General features: G+C 64.7%; 20 protein-coding genes. 14 read left to right on the top strand and 6 right to left on the bottom strand.

Annotated elements, in window-relative coordinates; translation table 11 throughout:
• A complete protein-coding gene (locus DKM43_RS13250) occupies positions 1 to 498 on the bottom strand; it encodes an SspB family protein (protein WP_109798977.1) in 498 nt (165 codons plus the stop codon).
• 86 nt (positions 499 to 584) lie between these two features.
• On the opposite strand from DKM43_RS13250, the gene hisB reads away from it, so the two are divergent.
• The 14 genes from hisB (at position 585) to DKM43_RS13320 (ending at position 9,652) form a co-directional block, all read left to right on the top strand.
• Positions 585 to 1,178 (top strand): imidazoleglycerol-phosphate dehydratase HisB, encoded by a 594-nt coding sequence (hisB, locus tag DKM43_RS13255; RefSeq protein WP_109798978.1) that lies wholly within the window; start codon positions 585 to 587, stop codon positions 1,176 to 1,178.
• Positions 1,171 to 1,800: an imidazole glycerol phosphate synthase subunit HisH gene (gene hisH / locus DKM43_RS13260; protein ID WP_109798979.1), complete on the top strand. Its 630-nt coding sequence runs from the start codon at positions 1,171 to 1,173 to the stop codon at positions 1,798 to 1,800. The genes hisB and hisH overlap by 8 nt, the downstream gene beginning before the upstream one ends.
• A 5-nt stretch (positions 1,801 to 1,805) precedes the next feature.
• Positions 1,806 to 2,531 (top strand): 1-(5-phosphoribosyl)-5-[(5-phosphoribosylamino)methylideneamino]imidazole-4-carboxamide isomerase, encoded by a 726-nt coding sequence (hisA, locus tag DKM43_RS13265; protein ID WP_109798980.1) that lies wholly within the window; start codon positions 1,806 to 1,808, stop codon positions 2,529 to 2,531.
• A 15-nt stretch (positions 2,532 to 2,546) separates the two neighbouring features.
• Entirely contained in the window at positions 2,547 to 3,308 is a 762-nt protein-coding gene (gene hisF, locus DKM43_RS13270; RefSeq protein ID WP_109798981.1) for an imidazole glycerol phosphate synthase subunit HisF, read from the top strand.
• Positions 3,309 to 3,408: 100 nt separating this feature from the next.
• Positions 3,409 to 3,573, top strand: coding sequence for a PEP-CTERM sorting domain-containing protein (locus DKM43_RS13275; RefSeq protein ID WP_161554093.1), 165 nt, complete (start codon positions 3,409 to 3,411; stop codon positions 3,571 to 3,573).
• Positions 3,574 to 3,606: 33 nt separating this feature from the next.
• Positions 3,607 to 3,930 (top strand): phosphoribosyl-ATP diphosphatase, encoded by a 324-nt coding sequence (locus DKM43_RS13280; RefSeq protein ID WP_109798983.1) that lies wholly within the window; start codon positions 3,607 to 3,609, stop codon positions 3,928 to 3,930.
• 1 nt (position 3,931) lies between these two features.
• Positions 3,932 to 4,309: a histidine triad nucleotide-binding protein gene (locus tag DKM43_RS13285; RefSeq protein WP_109798984.1), complete on the top strand. Its 378-nt coding sequence runs from the start codon at positions 3,932 to 3,934 to the stop codon at positions 4,307 to 4,309.
• A 73-nt stretch (positions 4,310 to 4,382) separates the two neighbouring features.
• Complete coding sequence (locus DKM43_RS13290; RefSeq protein WP_109798985.1) at positions 4,383 to 4,847, top strand: YbgC/FadM family acyl-CoA thioesterase; 465 nt, start codon at positions 4,383 to 4,385, stop codon at positions 4,845 to 4,847.
• Positions 4,844 to 5,545 (top strand): protein TolQ, encoded by a 702-nt coding sequence (gene tolQ, locus DKM43_RS13295; RefSeq protein WP_109798986.1) that lies wholly within the window; start codon positions 4,844 to 4,846, stop codon positions 5,543 to 5,545. The genes DKM43_RS13290 and tolQ overlap by 4 nt, the downstream gene beginning before the upstream one ends.
• A 3-nt stretch (positions 5,546 to 5,548) precedes the next feature.
• Entirely contained in the window at positions 5,549 to 6,001 is a 453-nt protein-coding gene (locus DKM43_RS13300; protein ID WP_201739871.1) for an ExbD/TolR family protein, read from the top strand.
• Positions 6,002 to 6,011: 10 nt separating this feature from the next.
• Positions 6,012 to 7,013, top strand: coding sequence for a hypothetical protein (locus DKM43_RS13305; protein WP_109798988.1), 1,002 nt, complete (start codon positions 6,012 to 6,014; stop codon positions 7,011 to 7,013).
• Complete coding sequence (gene tolB, locus DKM43_RS13310) at positions 7,010 to 8,389, top strand: Tol-Pal system beta propeller repeat protein TolB (RefSeq protein WP_109798989.1); 1,380 nt, start codon at positions 7,010 to 7,012, stop codon at positions 8,387 to 8,389. The genes DKM43_RS13305 and tolB overlap by 4 nt, the downstream gene beginning before the upstream one ends.
• Before the next feature lie 100 nt (positions 8,390 to 8,489).
• A complete protein-coding gene (pal, locus tag DKM43_RS13315) occupies positions 8,490 to 8,996 on the top strand; it encodes a peptidoglycan-associated lipoprotein Pal (protein ID WP_109798990.1) in 507 nt (168 codons plus the stop codon).
• Positions 8,997 to 9,118: 122 nt separating this feature from the next.
• Complete coding sequence (locus DKM43_RS13320; RefSeq protein WP_109798991.1) at positions 9,119 to 9,652, top strand: J domain-containing protein; 534 nt, start codon at positions 9,119 to 9,121, stop codon at positions 9,650 to 9,652.
• A gap of 3 nt (positions 9,653 to 9,655) precedes the next feature.
• Here the strand turns inward: DKM43_RS13320 and DKM43_RS13325 are convergent, their stop codons facing one another.
• From DKM43_RS13325 to DKM43_RS13345, 5 genes are all read right to left on the bottom strand, one after another.
• Complete coding sequence (locus DKM43_RS13325) at positions 9,656 to 10,834, bottom strand: CCA tRNA nucleotidyltransferase (protein ID WP_109799059.1); 1,179 nt, start codon at positions 10,832 to 10,834, stop codon at positions 9,656 to 9,658.
• Complete coding sequence (locus DKM43_RS13330) at positions 10,831 to 11,442, bottom strand: CoA pyrophosphatase (protein ID WP_109798992.1); 612 nt, start codon at positions 11,440 to 11,442, stop codon at positions 10,831 to 10,833. Before DKM43_RS13330 ends, DKM43_RS13325 begins: the two co-directional genes overlap by 4 nt.
• On the bottom strand, positions 11,439 to 12,005 hold the full coding sequence (locus DKM43_RS13335; protein ID WP_109798993.1) for a DUF1285 domain-containing protein: 567 nt from the start codon (positions 12,003 to 12,005) through the stop codon (positions 11,439 to 11,441). Before DKM43_RS13335 ends, DKM43_RS13330 begins: the two co-directional genes overlap by 4 nt.
• 38 nt (positions 12,006 to 12,043) lie before the next feature.
• Positions 12,044 to 12,553 carry a GNAT family N-acetyltransferase gene (locus DKM43_RS13340; protein ID WP_109798994.1) on the bottom strand — a complete coding sequence of 170 codons (510 nt, stop codon included), beginning with the start codon at positions 12,551 to 12,553 and terminating at the stop codon, positions 12,044 to 12,046.
• Between the two features lie 90 nt (positions 12,554 to 12,643).
• Entirely contained in the window at positions 12,644 to 14,038 is a 1,395-nt protein-coding gene (locus DKM43_RS13345) for a helix-turn-helix domain-containing protein (RefSeq protein ID WP_236632585.1), read from the bottom strand.
• Between the last annotated feature and the right edge of the window lie 126 nt (positions 14,039 to 14,164).

Here is a 14,164-nt window from a genome sequence, read left to right on the forward strand (position 1 = left end):
CTACTTCTTCTTGCCGAAATCCACGGTGACTACGTTCGAGCCATCATCGGCCCGTTCGACGACCGGTTTCCCGGCCTGATCGGGCGAATCGTTCTCGGCCGGTTCGGGCGGTTCGGCCTCATGGTCGATCACGGCCTGGAACTGGAGGCCAAAATCCACCGCCGGATCCACGAAGGCCGTGATGGCCGCGAACGGGATCACCAGCGTTGACGGGATCTGGTTGAACGAGAGCCCCACGCTGAACCTGTCGGCTTCCACCTTCAGATCCCAGAACTTGTTCTGGAGGACGATCGTCATCTCGTCGGGGAAACGTTCGCGCAGGCGCTGAGGAATGTCCACGCCGGGCGCGCCGGTCTTGAAGGTGATATAGAAGTGGTGGGTGCCGGGCAGCATTCCGCCCGCGGCCTCGACCTGGCCCAGAACCCGGCCGACGACCGCGCGCAGCGCCTCCTGCACGATTTCGTCGTAGGGGATCAGGCTGTCGGGTGCATCGCTCATGGCCCAACAACTGGCCTCCGGGCGCGCGCCGGTCAAGTGGGCACGGTGATTGATTCTCAGGGCAAGGGGCGTATAGGCGCTTTCCCATGCGCACCGGATCGATCACGCGGAAGACCGAGGAAACCGACATTGCCGTGTCGGTCAACCTCGATGGCACCGGCACCTACAAGGTGGACACCGGCATCGGATTTCTCGATCACATGATCGAGCAGTTCAGCCGCCATTCGCTGATCGACATCGAATGCCGGGTGAAGGGCGATCTGCACGTCGATCAGCACCACACCACCGAAGACAGCGCCATCGCGCTGGGGCAGGCGATTGCGCAGGCTCTGGGCGACAAAAAGGGCATCACCCGCTACGGCCACACCTATTCGCCGATGGACGAGGCGCTGTGCCGCGTCGCCCTCGACATTTCGGGGCGCCCCGTGCTGGTCTGGAAGGCGGCGTTCACGCAGCCCCGGCTGGGTGAAATGGACACCGAACTTTTCGAACACTGGTTCCAGTCGATCAGTCAGGCTGCGGGCATCACCCTGCACATCGAAAGCCTTTACGGATCAAACAATCACCACATCATCGAAGGCATCTTCAAGGGTTTTGCCCGCGCCGTGCGCGCGGCCATCGCCATCGATCCGCGCAAGGCCGACGCGGTGCCCTCCACCAAGGGCATTCTCGGTGGCTGAAACGCTCGCGCTGGTCGATTACGGCGCGGGCAATCTCCGCTCGGTCGCCAACGCGCTGAAGGCGGCAGGCGCGCAAGGAGTGTCGGTCACGGCCGATCCGAACGTGGTGCGAGCGGCGGACCGCATTGTCCTGCCCGGTGTCGGCGCGTTTCGGGCGTGCATCGATGCGCTGCGCGGCGTTGCGGGGCTGGTCGAGGCGATGGAGGAGCGCGTGCTGGTGGGCGGCGCGCCGTTTCTGGGCATTTGCGTGGGAATGCAGCTTCTGGCCGATCGCGGCGTTGAGCATGGCGTTTCGCAAGGGCTGGGCTGGATCGGCGGCGAAGTGCGGGTGATCGAACCCGCCGACCCCACGATCAAGGTGCCGCACATGGGCTGGAACGATGTTGCTCCCATGCCGCACAAGGGCGGCGCGGAACTGATTGATGCGGGCGAGGCCTATTTCCTCCACTCCTACCACTTCGTGACCGAGCAGGGCGCGGACGTGGCAGCCATGAGCGACCACGGCGGCGGCATTGTTGCGGCCGTGGCGCGTGACAATATCCTTGGCGTGCAGTTCCACCCGGAAAAGAGCCAATCCTATGGCCTTTCGCTGCTTGCCCGTTTTCTGGAATGGAAGCCTTAAAGCCCATGATCGTGTTTCCCGCCATCGACCTCAAGGGCGGCCAGGTCGTCCGCCTTGCCGAAGGCGACATGGACCGCGCCACCGTTTATGGTGACAATCCTGCGCATCAGGCCACGCTGTTTGGCGAGGCGGGGAGCCAGTATCTCCATGTCGTCGATCTTGACGGCTCTTTTGCGGGCCGCGCCGAAAACCGTGAAGCTGTGGAAGGCATCCTGAAGGCGTTCGATGGCCATGTTCAGCTTGGTGGCGGCATCCGCACGCGCGAGGCGGTTGAGGGCTGGTTCGATCTTGGCGTCAGCCGCGTGGTGATGGGAACGGCGGCGCTCAAGGATCCCCAGTTCGTCAAGGACATGGCAAAGGCATTCCCCGGCGGGATCGTCGTTGCGGTGGATGCGCGCGATGGCATGGTGGCAACCGCAGGCTGGGCCGATGTTTCCGATGTTCCCGTGGTCGATCTGGCTCGCCGGTTCGAGGATGCGGGGGTGGCCAGCCTGCTGTTCACCGATATCGGACGCGATGGTCTGCTCAAGGGCGTGAACCTTGACGCAACCGTCGAACTTGCGCGCCGCGTTGACATTCCGGTGATTGCCAGCGGCGGGGTGAAGGGCATCGACGATATCCGGATGCTGAAAATTCACGAAGCCGACGGGATCGAGGGAGTGATTACCGGGCGGGCGCTGTTCGAAGGCAGGCTTGACCTCAAGGCCGCAATCGCCATGGCACAAGCGTGAAAGCGGAGGCCTGACATGACCGTTCGCGTCCGGGTTATCCCCTGTCTTGATGTGGCCGATGGGCGCGTCGTCAAGGGCGTGAACTTTGTCGACCTGCGCGATGCAGGCGATCCGGTGGAGCAGGCCCGCGCCTATGACCGGGCAGGGGCCGACGAGCTTTGCTTTCTTGACATTTCCGCCAGCCATGAAGGGCGCGGCACGCTGCTGGATGTTGTCGCGCGCACGGCCGAGGTCTGCTTCATGCCGCTGACGGTTGGCGGCGGGGTGCGCGCGGTGGAAGATGCGCGCGCGCTGCTGCTGGCAGGGGCCGACAAGGTGGCGGTCAATTCAGCCGCCGTTGCCCGGCCAGAACTGGTGCGCGACATTGCCGAGAAGTTCGGCGCGCAATGCGTGGTCGGCTCGGTCGATGCGCGCCGGGTGGCGCCGGGCAAGTGGGAGATATTCACGCACGGCGGACGCAAGGCCACCGGCATCGATGCGCTGGCCCATGCGGTGAACCTTGCCACGCTGGGTGCGGGCGAATTGCTTGTCACCTCGATGGATGGCGACGGCACGAGGGAAGGCTATGATCTTGAACTCACGCGCGCCATAGCCGATGCCGTGCCGGTGCCGGTGATCGCCAGCGGCGGTGTGGGAACGCTCGATCATCTGGTCGAAGGGGTGACAAAGGGTCATGCCAGCGCGGTGCTGGCGGCCTCGATTTTCCATTTCGGCACTTATTCCATCGCACAGGCGCACGCGGCGCTGCGCGCGGCAGGGCTGCCGGCAAGGTCCTGAGTCCCGCATCGGGACGCCAAGCGCATGATCTGAGGGATTTTACCGAATCGGCGGTTCTGGCAAAGGCTTTGATGTCAACATTTTCAAGGTCGTACTGCTCTTGCCGCGTTCGCTTTCCTGTCTGATTGTCCTGCTGGCATCGATCTCTTCGGCTGCGGCACAGGGCGTGGGCACTTCTGTTCCGGAGCCGACCGATGGCGCGCTGTTCGCCCTTGGCGTGGTTGGCCTGATCGTCGGCAGGCGGATCGCCAAGCGCCGGGGTTGACCGCAACGCCCGTTCCGCGCCATTGCGGCGCATATGGAACACGGTGACATACTTGCCCGGCTCGAAGCCACGATTGCCGCGCGCCGCGCGGGCGATCCATCGGCCAGCTACGTTGCGAAGCTGAACGCAAGGGGCCTTGCCAAGATCGCGCAGAAAGTGGGCGAGGAAGGCACCGAAACCGTGATCGCCGCCCTTGCCGGAGACCGTGCCGAACTGGTTGGCGAGGCGGCGGACCTGATCTTTCACCTGATGGTGCTGCTTTCGGCCAGGGATGTGCCTCTGGCCGACGTGCTGGCCGAACTCGAACGGCGCGAGGGCACATCGGGGATCGTGGAAAAAGCCAGCCGGAGCATGTGACATGGCCGTTGATGCCACTCAGCCCTATGACGACCAGAACGTGTTTGCGAAGATCCTGCGTGGGGAAATCCCCAACCGGACCGTCTATGAGGACGATTTCGCGCTGGCCTTTCACGACATCAATCCACAGGCGCCTACGCATGTGCTCGTGATCCCCAAGGGGTCATACGTGTGCTGGGACGATTTTTCGGCGCGGGCGTCCGATGCTGAGATCACAGGCTTCGTCCGGGCCGTGGGCAAGGTGGCGCGCGACATGGGGCTGGTGGCGCCGGGCTATCGCCTGCTTGCCAACACCGGGCTGGATGCGCATCAGGAAGTGCCGCATCTGCACGTCCACCTTTTTGCCGGACGTCCGCTTGGCCCCATGCTGGCGCGATGAGTCGACCGTTTTGCAGGATAAGACGTTTACCCCTCTTGCGGGCGGAGTCGTCCGCAAGCTAGGCAAGGCGCGAATGTATTTTCCTTGTCCGCCTTCCGGCCTGTTCGATGGTCCGCGCCACCTCTTTCCGGTTCGCGTCTATTTTGAGGACACGGACCTTTCGGGGGTGGTCTATCATGCGAACTATCTGCGCTGGTTCGAACGCGCCCGGTCGGACATGCTGCGCCTGCTGGGCATAGACCAGCGCGCCGCGCACGAGGCGGGCGAGGGCGCCTATGCAGTGACCGATATGGACCTGCGCTATCTCAGGCCCGCGCGGCTTGATGACGACGTGGTGGTTCACAGCCACGTAGCCGAGCTTTCTCCCGCCACCTGCCGCATCGTGCAGCGTGCGTTCAGGCATGAGACGCTTCTGTGCGATGCCAAGGTGCGGGTTGCTTTCGTTTCGCCGAACGGACGCCCGCTTCGCCAGCCGCGCGAATGGGTGGCTGCCTTCCAGACCCTTTTATCCGATCCTCTAGGACCGCAAACCGCATGACCATTGATCTGCTCGCCGCCGGCCCGACTTTCGCGCCGACCGATCTCAACCCGCTGAAGCTGTTCCTCGATGCCGACTATGTCGTGCAGGCGGTGATGCTTGGCCTTGTTCTGGCCAGCATCTGGACTTGGGCAATCATCATCGGCTTCTCGCTGCGGATGCGCAAGGTGCAGGCCGGGTGCGACACCTACGAGCGCGGTTTCTGGGAAACGCGCGACATCGAGCAGTTCCAGAAGGAAAACAAGGGCAAGGACATTCCCACCATGCGGGTGGTCAATGCCGCGCTTGCCGAATGGCGCCGCTCTACCGCGGGCAAGACGATCGACCGCGAAGGCACGCGTCAGCGGCTTTCGACCGCGCTTGACGGCGCGGTGGTGGCCGAGACCGATGCACTGGCCGCCCGGCTGAACTTCCTTGCCACCACCGGGTCGGTTGCGCCCTTCGTCGGTCTGTTCGGCACTGTCTGGGGCATCATGGACAGCTTCTTCAATATCGGCGCACAGCAAAACTCCTCGCTTGCGGTGGTGGCTCCCGGCATTTCCGAAGCGCTCTTCGCCACTGCCATCGGTCTGTTTGCGGCCATCCCGGCAGTTATTGCCTACAACCGCTTTTCGCACCGGGTGAACCGCTTCGAGACCCGTCTCTACCGCTTCGCCGACCGGTTCCACGCCTCGCTCAGCCGCGAACTGGAGGGCTGAGCCATGGGCATGTCCATGGGCGGAAGCGCAGGTGGCGGGCGCGGACGGCGCGGCAGGGGCGGCCGGGCAGCGATGAGCGAAATCAACGTGACGCCGCTGGTCGATGTCATGCTGGTGCTGCTCATCATCTTCATGGTCACGGCGCCCATGCTGGCCGCCGGGGTTCCGGTCGATCTGCCCGACAGCAAGGCCGATCCGCTCGATCAGCAGCAGGACCAGATTACGGTGAGCATCGATGCCGCGGGCGCCGTCTATCTCGACGACGAGCAGCTTGCCCCCGGCGAACTGGCCGATCGCCTGGCCGGATTGCAGCGCGGTCCCAAGCCGCCGCTGGTTACGCTGCGTGCCGATCGTGCGCTTGACTGGGGACGCGTCGCGGCGGTCATGGGCGAACTGAACGCAGCCGGGTTCAAGTCGATCTCGCTGGTCACAAACAGTTCATCTGCGCCGCAATAAGGCAGCCACGATGCGAGAGTTTGCCGCAGACGGATTTCCGGATACCGATGCCTCCCTCTCACGGCAGGAAAGGCTGGGGCTTGGCCTTGCCGTGGCGGCGCATGTGGCCCTGCTGGCAGTGCTGTCGATTGCTCCTCCCGGAAAGACGATAAAGCCGCCGCCGGAACGGATGGAAGTGACCTTCTCGCAGGAGATCGCCCAGCAATCGACCTCGCCCGATCCAATGGCGGAAGCCGCGCCTGATATCGCGCCTGAACTTGGTGAACCGCAGCCGGCAGAGGCGCGGGCGGAGCCTCAACCAGAACCAAAGCCCGAACCCAAACCGGAGCCGAAGCCAGCGCCCAAGCCCGAACCCAAACCGGAGCCGAAGCCAGCGCCCAAGCCGGAACCCAAGCCGCTTCCGAAACCGGTTCCCAAGCCGGAGCCTGCGCCAAAGCCCAAGCCGGAACCGGTCAAGCCCGCGCCAAAGCCTTCGCCAGCCCCTTCGGCAAGCGCACCGGCCAAGAAGCCTGCGCCTCCCGTGGCGAAGCCTTCTGCCACTGCCAGTGCGCCGGCAAGGCCGGCCGATGACGCCGCGCGGCGCCGCCCCGATGTGCCTGCTGGCGGAAGCCGTATCGGTTCGGATTTTCTCAAGGGCATCCCCGGCGCCACCAGGCCCGGCACCGCCACGAGCGCACCCGCCGCCACGATGGGGCCGGAAGTGAAGGCATCGCTTGCCAGCGCAATTTCGCGCCAGATCAAGCCGCATTGGGCCGCGCCGCAGGGTGTCGATGCCGACAAGCTGGTCACGATCCTGGCATGGGATCTCAATCCCGACGGAACGCTTGCAGGCCGTCCGCGCGTGGTCGATCAGGAGGGCATCACGCCTGCCAATGAAGCCCAGGCCAAGCGCCATGCCGAGCAGGCGATCCGCGCGGTGCAGCTTGCCGCACCGTTCGATCTGCCTGAAATGTATTATTCCGGCTGGAAGCGCGTTGCCGCCTTCCGCTTTGACAGGAAATTGTCCCAATGAAGAAACGCCTGACGATCCTTGCTTTCGGACTGGTCTCGCTTCCTGCCATCGTGGCAGCCCAGCAGGCGTCGCTGCCTGCCTCCTCGGCGCGGCAAGTCGCCACCGATGAGGGGCTTACCGGATCGGTTTCCGATGAGAACGAATGGCAGGATCTGGGAATCGCCATTCCTGCCTTTCCCACCAACGAAGTTGTCGAAACCGCTGCCGATGGCGGCAATACCGAAGCACTTGGCCGCAATGTGGCGCGGGTGGTTTACAACGATCTCAAGAACAACGGCCTGTTCAAGCCGGTCGGGCCTGATGCCCTGCCGCGCGTGCCCTTTGTCGAGGTGACGGCGCCTGCATTTTCCGGCTGGCGCGGACGATCGGCGGAAATGCTGGTGCAGGGCTTCGTGAAGGCCAATCCGGACGGGCGACTGACGGTTGGCTGCTATCTCTATGACGTGGCGCTGGGCAGCGAGCTCGCCCGCCAGGGCTATGTTGTAAAGCCTGAAGAATGGCGCCGTGCTGCGCACAAGTGTGCCGACATGGTCTATTCGCGCCTGTCGGGCGAGAGTCCGTTCTTCGACAGCAAGATTGCCTATATCGCCGAAACCGGCCCGAAGGACCGCCGCCGCAAGCAACTGGCGATCATGGATTCGGATGGGGCCAACCACCGCTTTATCACGAACGGGCAGGCCACTGCGCTGACGCCGCGCTATTCGCCCGATTACAGCAAGATCGTTTATCTCAGCTATCTGAACGGTGCGCCGCGCATCTATGTTTACAATGTCGGCACCGGGCAGCAAACGCTCGTGACATCAAGCACCAATCCCACTTTCGCGCCCCGCTGGTCGCCCGATGGCAAGTGGATCCTCTATTCGATGGCGGTGGCAGGCAATACCGACATCTACCGCGTCTCTGTCAACGGAGGCCCTTCCACCCGCCTGACCGACAGCCCCGGCATCGATGTTGGCGGGTCTTACTCGCCCGATGGCAGCAAGATCGTGTTCGAGAGCGACCGTTCGGGCAGCCAGCAGCTTTATGTGATGGATGCCGATGGCTCCAACCAGAAGCGCATCAGCTTTTTCGGCGGCCGCGCGGCAACGCCGGAATGGTCCCCACGCGGCGACCAGATTGCCTTTACCCATATCGGGGGCAATTTCCGCATTGCCGTGACCGATCCCAACGGCCGCTCGATGCGCTTCCTTACCGATTCGTGGCAGGATGAGGCGCCCACATGGTCGCCCAACGGCCGTATCGTGCAGTTTTTCCGGACCGAGCGTGGCAGCGGACGCACCGGGATCTGGCAGGTTGATCTCACGGGCCGGAACGAGCGGAAACTGAATACCCCAGTCGATGGTTCCGACCCTGCATGGGGTCCGGTTCTGCCCTGATGCGGAGAAAGGGGCTTGCTTCCGGCAAGGAAGTCGGCCAACGTCTCGTCGCAATTTAAGCACACTACACCGCCATTTTTCCGAAATAGAGGAGAAACACATGTCCCGTTCGCTGCTGTATGTCGGCCTTGCTGCCGCGACGCTGACCCTCGGTGCCTGCGCCTCAAAGCCCAAGACCCTTCCGCCCGAACCCGGCCCGACGCAGTCGTCCTATCAGGGATCGACCGCGCCGAGCGGTCCGGTGCCTGGCAGCCAGGCCGATTTCCTGGCCTCGATCATGTCCGATACGGTGCTGTTCGACACCGACCGCTACAACATCGACGCTGCGGATCAGGCCATCCTTCAGAGCCAGGCCGCATGGCTGGCGCGCTATCCGAACAAGGCCATCACCATCGAAGGCCACTGCGACGAGCGCGGCACGCGCGATTACAACATTGCGCTGGGTGAACGGCGCGCCAATGCCGCGAAGAACTATCTTGCCAGCCTCGGCATCGATCCTTCGCGCATCACTGTCGTCAGCTATGGCAAGGAACGCCCCATTGCGCTTGGCTCTGACGAGCAGTCGTGGGCGCGCAACCGCCGCGCGGTAACTGTCACGGTGAACTGACACGGGTTATCCACGCACAAGCGCAAGGCCCGGAAAGGCATTCGTCTTTCCGGGCCTTTTTGCGCGCCATGCCGGCCGGTTCATCTTGACCTTTGGTAAAGGCTTTGGCTTTGCACAGTGCGATGGCGCGTTCCACTCGATCCAATGACTGGGGCTTTCCCCGCTGGCGCGGCTATGGCAGCGCGCGCGATGCGGCGCCGGTGCGCCTGTGCGACCGCGCAGGGTGCGACCAGAAGGGCGACTGCCCGGCGCCCAAATCGCCCAACAGCCCGGAGCGCTGGTATTTCTGTCAGGCCCATGCGGCCGAATACAATCAGGGCTGGAACTATTTCGAAGGGCTGGACAAGGAAGAGGCCGAACGCCGCGAGGCCGAAGAGCGCGGTGAGGCTTCGGGTTATCGGCAGGCGGCATGGGCCGAGTGGGGCGGTTCCGGCGATGGCACGCGCAGCCGCGATGAACTGCGCGCGCTTGAGGTGCTGGAGCTTGAACCCGATGCCGATTTCGACGCCGTGCGCAAGGCGTGGCGCATGAAGGCCAAGCTGGTTCATCCGGATGTGCGCCCCGGCGACAAGGCGGCAGCGGAAGAGTTCCAGAAGCTTCAGCTTGCCTATGAAGTGCTGCGCGCTGCCGAGGAACGGCGCGAGTGGAAGGGTTGAGCTTCAGCGGCTCGTCAACATCTCGTCCAGCAGCGCGGTTGTTCGCGCCGCGTCCGGAAAGCCTTCGGCAATCCACGCCGCTTCCACCTCGCGCAGCAGCCGCGCCACCTCTGGCCCGGCGGTGACGCCGCGGGCAACGATGGCGCCGCCCTTGAGCGGAAACTCCGGCACGGACCATCCTTCGAGCGCGGAGAGCGTTTCGCCAGCAAGCAGCAGACGGTCGCAGGCTTCGGTCATGCCGAGCCGGTAGGCCAGCGCTCTGGCGTCGATCGGCGCCCCATCGCGCGCGGCCGCGATTGCCAGACGCTTGCGCTGCGCAGTGGAAAGCCGCAGCCGCGCCGCAACCTGTTCAGCCAGCGCGGGATCGGCAGGCAACAAGGCTGCAAGCCGGCGCAAGGCATCGGGGGCAACTGCCTGCGCGGCTTCATGAGACGTGAGGCGTTCAAGCCCCGCGACATCGGCTTCGGGCAGAACCTGCTCCAGCACGCCGAGTTGGGCCATGCGCCGCACAGTGGGTGCGGGATCGGGCAGGGCCAGCAGGGTCATCAGTTCCCAGCCCACCCGCTCGCGCGAGAGCCCTTTCAGCCCGGCTGCCAGTTGCTGGACCGCACATTCGGCCTCGGCATTGGCGGGGGTGGAGCCATAGCGCGCCTGAAAGCGGAAATAGCGCAGGATGCGCAGGTAATCCTCGCGGATACGCTGGCGGGCATCGCCGATGAAGCGCACGCACCGCGCGGCCAGATCTTCCAGTCCGCCGTTATAATCGAACACTTCACCCGTGCGCGGATCGGCATAGAGCGCGTTGATCGTGAAATCGCGCCGTGCTGCATCATCCCGCCAGTCGGTGGAGAATGCCACGGTAGCATGGCGGCCATCGGTGGACACATCCCGGCGAAGCGTGGTGATTTCCACCACGCCGCCGGGCAGGACGGCTGTTATCGTGCCGTGAATGATGCCGGTTGGAATGGTCTTGATCCCGGCAGCCCCCAGCCGCGCCGTGACCTCTGCGGGCACGAGGGTCGTGGCCATGTCCACGTCCTTCGAGACGATGCCCAGAAGGGTGTCGCGCACCACGCCGCCCACCCAGCGGCAATTGCCCTGCGCCTCCGGATCAAGCGCCGCAACCAGCGCAGCAAGATCGGCGCGCGCCGTCCATTCGGCTTCGGGCAGGCGTCGGATCATGCGGGCAAGTCCTTCCATGCGATGCGCTTGGCCAGATTGGAAATGATCGCCGCCGTAACCCCCCAGATGCGATGGTGCCGCCACATGATCTCGATGAAGCGGCCCTTGCGGCCATTCCATTCTGCCGATTGCCAGCGGTGCTGCGCCGGATCGAGCAGAAAGCCCAGCGGCGGTTCGAACCATTCGGCCACTTCTGCTGGGTTGGGAGTGATGGTCAGCCCTTCGGGCACCATCGCCAGAACCGGCGTGATGTCATAGCCGGTGCCGGTGCGGAAGCGGTCGGTCGTGCCGATCACGCGCACGTCTTCGGGGCGAATGCCAAGTTCCTCGTTCGCCTCGCGCAGCGCCGCTTCAACGGGGGTCTCGCCGGGATCAAGCTTGCCGCCGGGAAATGCGGCCTGTCCGGGGTGGGCGCGCATGTGCGACGGACGATGGGTAAGCAGCACGCCCGGACCTTCGGCATGGCCAGCGCGGTCAGTCACGGCGATCAGCACGGCGGCGAGGCGCAGGCCATGTTCGGGCAGGGGGCGCCAGTCTTCGTAAAGCTGCTTCACCGGTTCGCGGTGGCCATCCTCGTACAGGCGCGTCAGCCGGTCGAACAGGGTCATGTGCCCGGCACCAGTGCAAACCGTGCGCCGCGGCTTTCCACCACGAGTTCATCGCCAAGGCTCAGCGCGTGGTCGATCAGCTGGCCGTAGGTGCTCCGGTTGAGCCGGGCCTCGGTGCCATTGCGCACTGTCAGATAGAAGGCTGGCACATCCGGCGTTCCTGCCACGCGCAGCGGGTTTTCAGGGCCACATATCACCAGATCGTCGGTGTTCAGCCTGAAGGCAAGGACCCGTCGTCCGTCGGCGTCGGTCTTTGCTTCCATATCGGTGGCGATGAAGGCTGCGTCATCAACCATGATCGACAGGCGCTGGAAGGGCGTAACCAGCCAGTGCTGCCCGGCCTTGTCGCGCATCAGCAGCGAGGCAAAGGCGCGCACCATCGCGGGGCGTCGGATTTCGCCGCCCTGATGGAACCAGCGGCCATCGGCGCCAATGCGCATTTCGCTGTCGCCAACGTCCTGCGGCTGCCACTGTTCAACCGGCGGCAGTTTGCGTGCAGCCACCTGCGCGGCCAGTTCGGCAAGGCTCAGCGCGGCGAGTTCGGGGGGCGGTTCGTAGGGCATCGGTCAATCGTCACCTTCTGCGCCGATGCCAGAACCCGTCAGCGCCGCCAAGGCCCCAACATGCCCTCTTGCGGCAGAACCGCAGGGTTTGCGGTGCGGCACAGCAGACGACGCTGTTCGTAAGGCCCCGGCAGCTTCCATCCACCAGTGTGGGCATTGCTGAAACCGAAGAAGCGTTCGTAGTATTCGGGATCACCGATCAGCACCTGCGGCAGCGGCGCGCGCGGGTCGATCGCGGTGAGGCTGGCGGTCATCAGCGCCTTGCCGAACCCTTCGCCCTGAAGGTGCGGCATGACCGCCACGGGGCCGACCATTATCATGGGGTGCATCCGCCCGGCCGGATCGGTCAGGGCCACGGGCCAGCACTGGATGGTGCCGGCCAGCATGTCGTTATCGTCCAGCGCAGCGAAGGACAGGTTGGGCAGCCAGTCCATGCCTTCGCGCACCTTGTAAGCGGTGCGGCCGCGCCGCTCAGGCTCGAAGGCTGCATCCAGCAGTTCCTCGATCAGGGCGGGGTCGACATCGGCAAGGGGAATGATCTTGGACAAGGGCAGCGCTTTCGCAGGCTCCGGGCACCCCGGCAGAAGCCGCGCCGATAGCCGCCAAGCCGATGCGCCGCAAGTGATCCGGTCAATGCTTCACGACTCGGCAAAGCTGAACGGTTCCACCCCGCGCCGGTAATCGTCGGGCAGGATTTCCCGGCCGATGGGCGGTTCGGCGCGGGCCGTGCACTGCGCGCGGTGGCACAGGCGGCAGGTCACGCCAATCGGCGTTGCCGCAGCGCTCGCCGCATCGGCGCCTGCGGCATAGACAAGGCGCGGCGCGTGCTCGGCCGCACAGGCCAGCGCAATTGCGCGCGTCCAGCGAGGGCGGCCAAAACCGCCGCCGCCCGATGTCACGGTGCGCGCCAGCGAAAAGAAGCGCTGGCCATCGGGCAGTTCAAGCCACTGCGTCACGATTTCGCCGGGTCTGCGGAAGACTTCGTGCACGCTCCACAGGGGGCATCCCCCGCCATGCGCGGCGAAGGGAAATCCCGCGCCATCGAGCCGCTTGGAGACATTGCCTGCCGCATCGACGCGGATGAAGAAGAACGGCACCCGTTCCTGCCCTGGCCGGTTGAGCGTGGTCAGCCGGTGCGTGACCTGTTCGAAGCTCGCGCCGAACTGGCCGGAAAGCGCCTCGATGTCATAGCGGCGCGCATCGACCGCGCGCGCGAAGCGGTCATAAGGCATGACAAGCGCGGCGGCGGCATAGCTGGCAAGCGCCCGACGCACGAGCTGCGCGGCCGTATCGCTGGCAAAGCTTTCCCCCCGGATCACGGCGGCAATGTCGGGGCGCAGCGTGGTGTAGGCGATGTGCTGCATCAGCTGCCAGTTCCGGCCGGAAGGCGAAAGCGTATCGTCGACAAGGAGCTGCTCATTATGCCGGTCATAGCGGCGCACCGCGTCCATCATCACTTCGGGTGGCAGGAAGCGGACCCGCACGCCGCGCAGCCGCAGCCAGTCCACCGCCCCGCCTGCCTTGTCGATCTCGGCGGAAAGCTCTTCGGCCCTTGAATCGATCGCGGGAAAATAGTTTCGCCGCGCAGCCACGAAGCGGCGGGCCTCGCCCACCGGATCGCTTGCGCCGGGTCCGGGAAGGGCATTGCGCTGATCGGCAAGGGCCTGCTGCTCGCGCTGCCATGCACCGTAGAGCCGCAGCAGTGCCTCGGTGACACCGGGAAAGCTTGCCGCCACATCGGACACTTCAAGGGCGGGCAGATCGATATCCGCAAAGAGCGGATCGCGCAGGGCATCGCTCAGCCTTCGGGCGTAATCGTCGCGCTCGTCGGCAGCAAGATCGGCCATGTCGAGCTTGTAGGCGCGCGCCAGCCGGAGCAGCAGATCAGCGGTCAAGGGGCGCTGGTTGCGCTCGATCAGGGCGATATAGCTTGGGGAGATCCCCAATTCATCGGCCATGGCCTGCTGGGTCAGGCCCAGTTCGCGGCGGATGCGCTTGAGGCGCGGGCCGAGGTAGAGTGGTCTTGACGACACCGGATACGCCTCCTGTAGGGTCTGCACAACTTTACAAGCATATTCTGTAAAGTTTGACAACATGACTGCATAAGGCGTTCCGCCGCCGTGATCGCAGGGTTATGCCGGTCTCACATCAGACACAGA

The sequence above is a fragment of the Novosphingobium meiothermophilum genome (assembly GCF_003171715.1).
GTDB lineage: Bacteria > Pseudomonadota > Alphaproteobacteria > Sphingomonadales > Sphingomonadaceae > Novosphingobium > Novosphingobium meiothermophilum.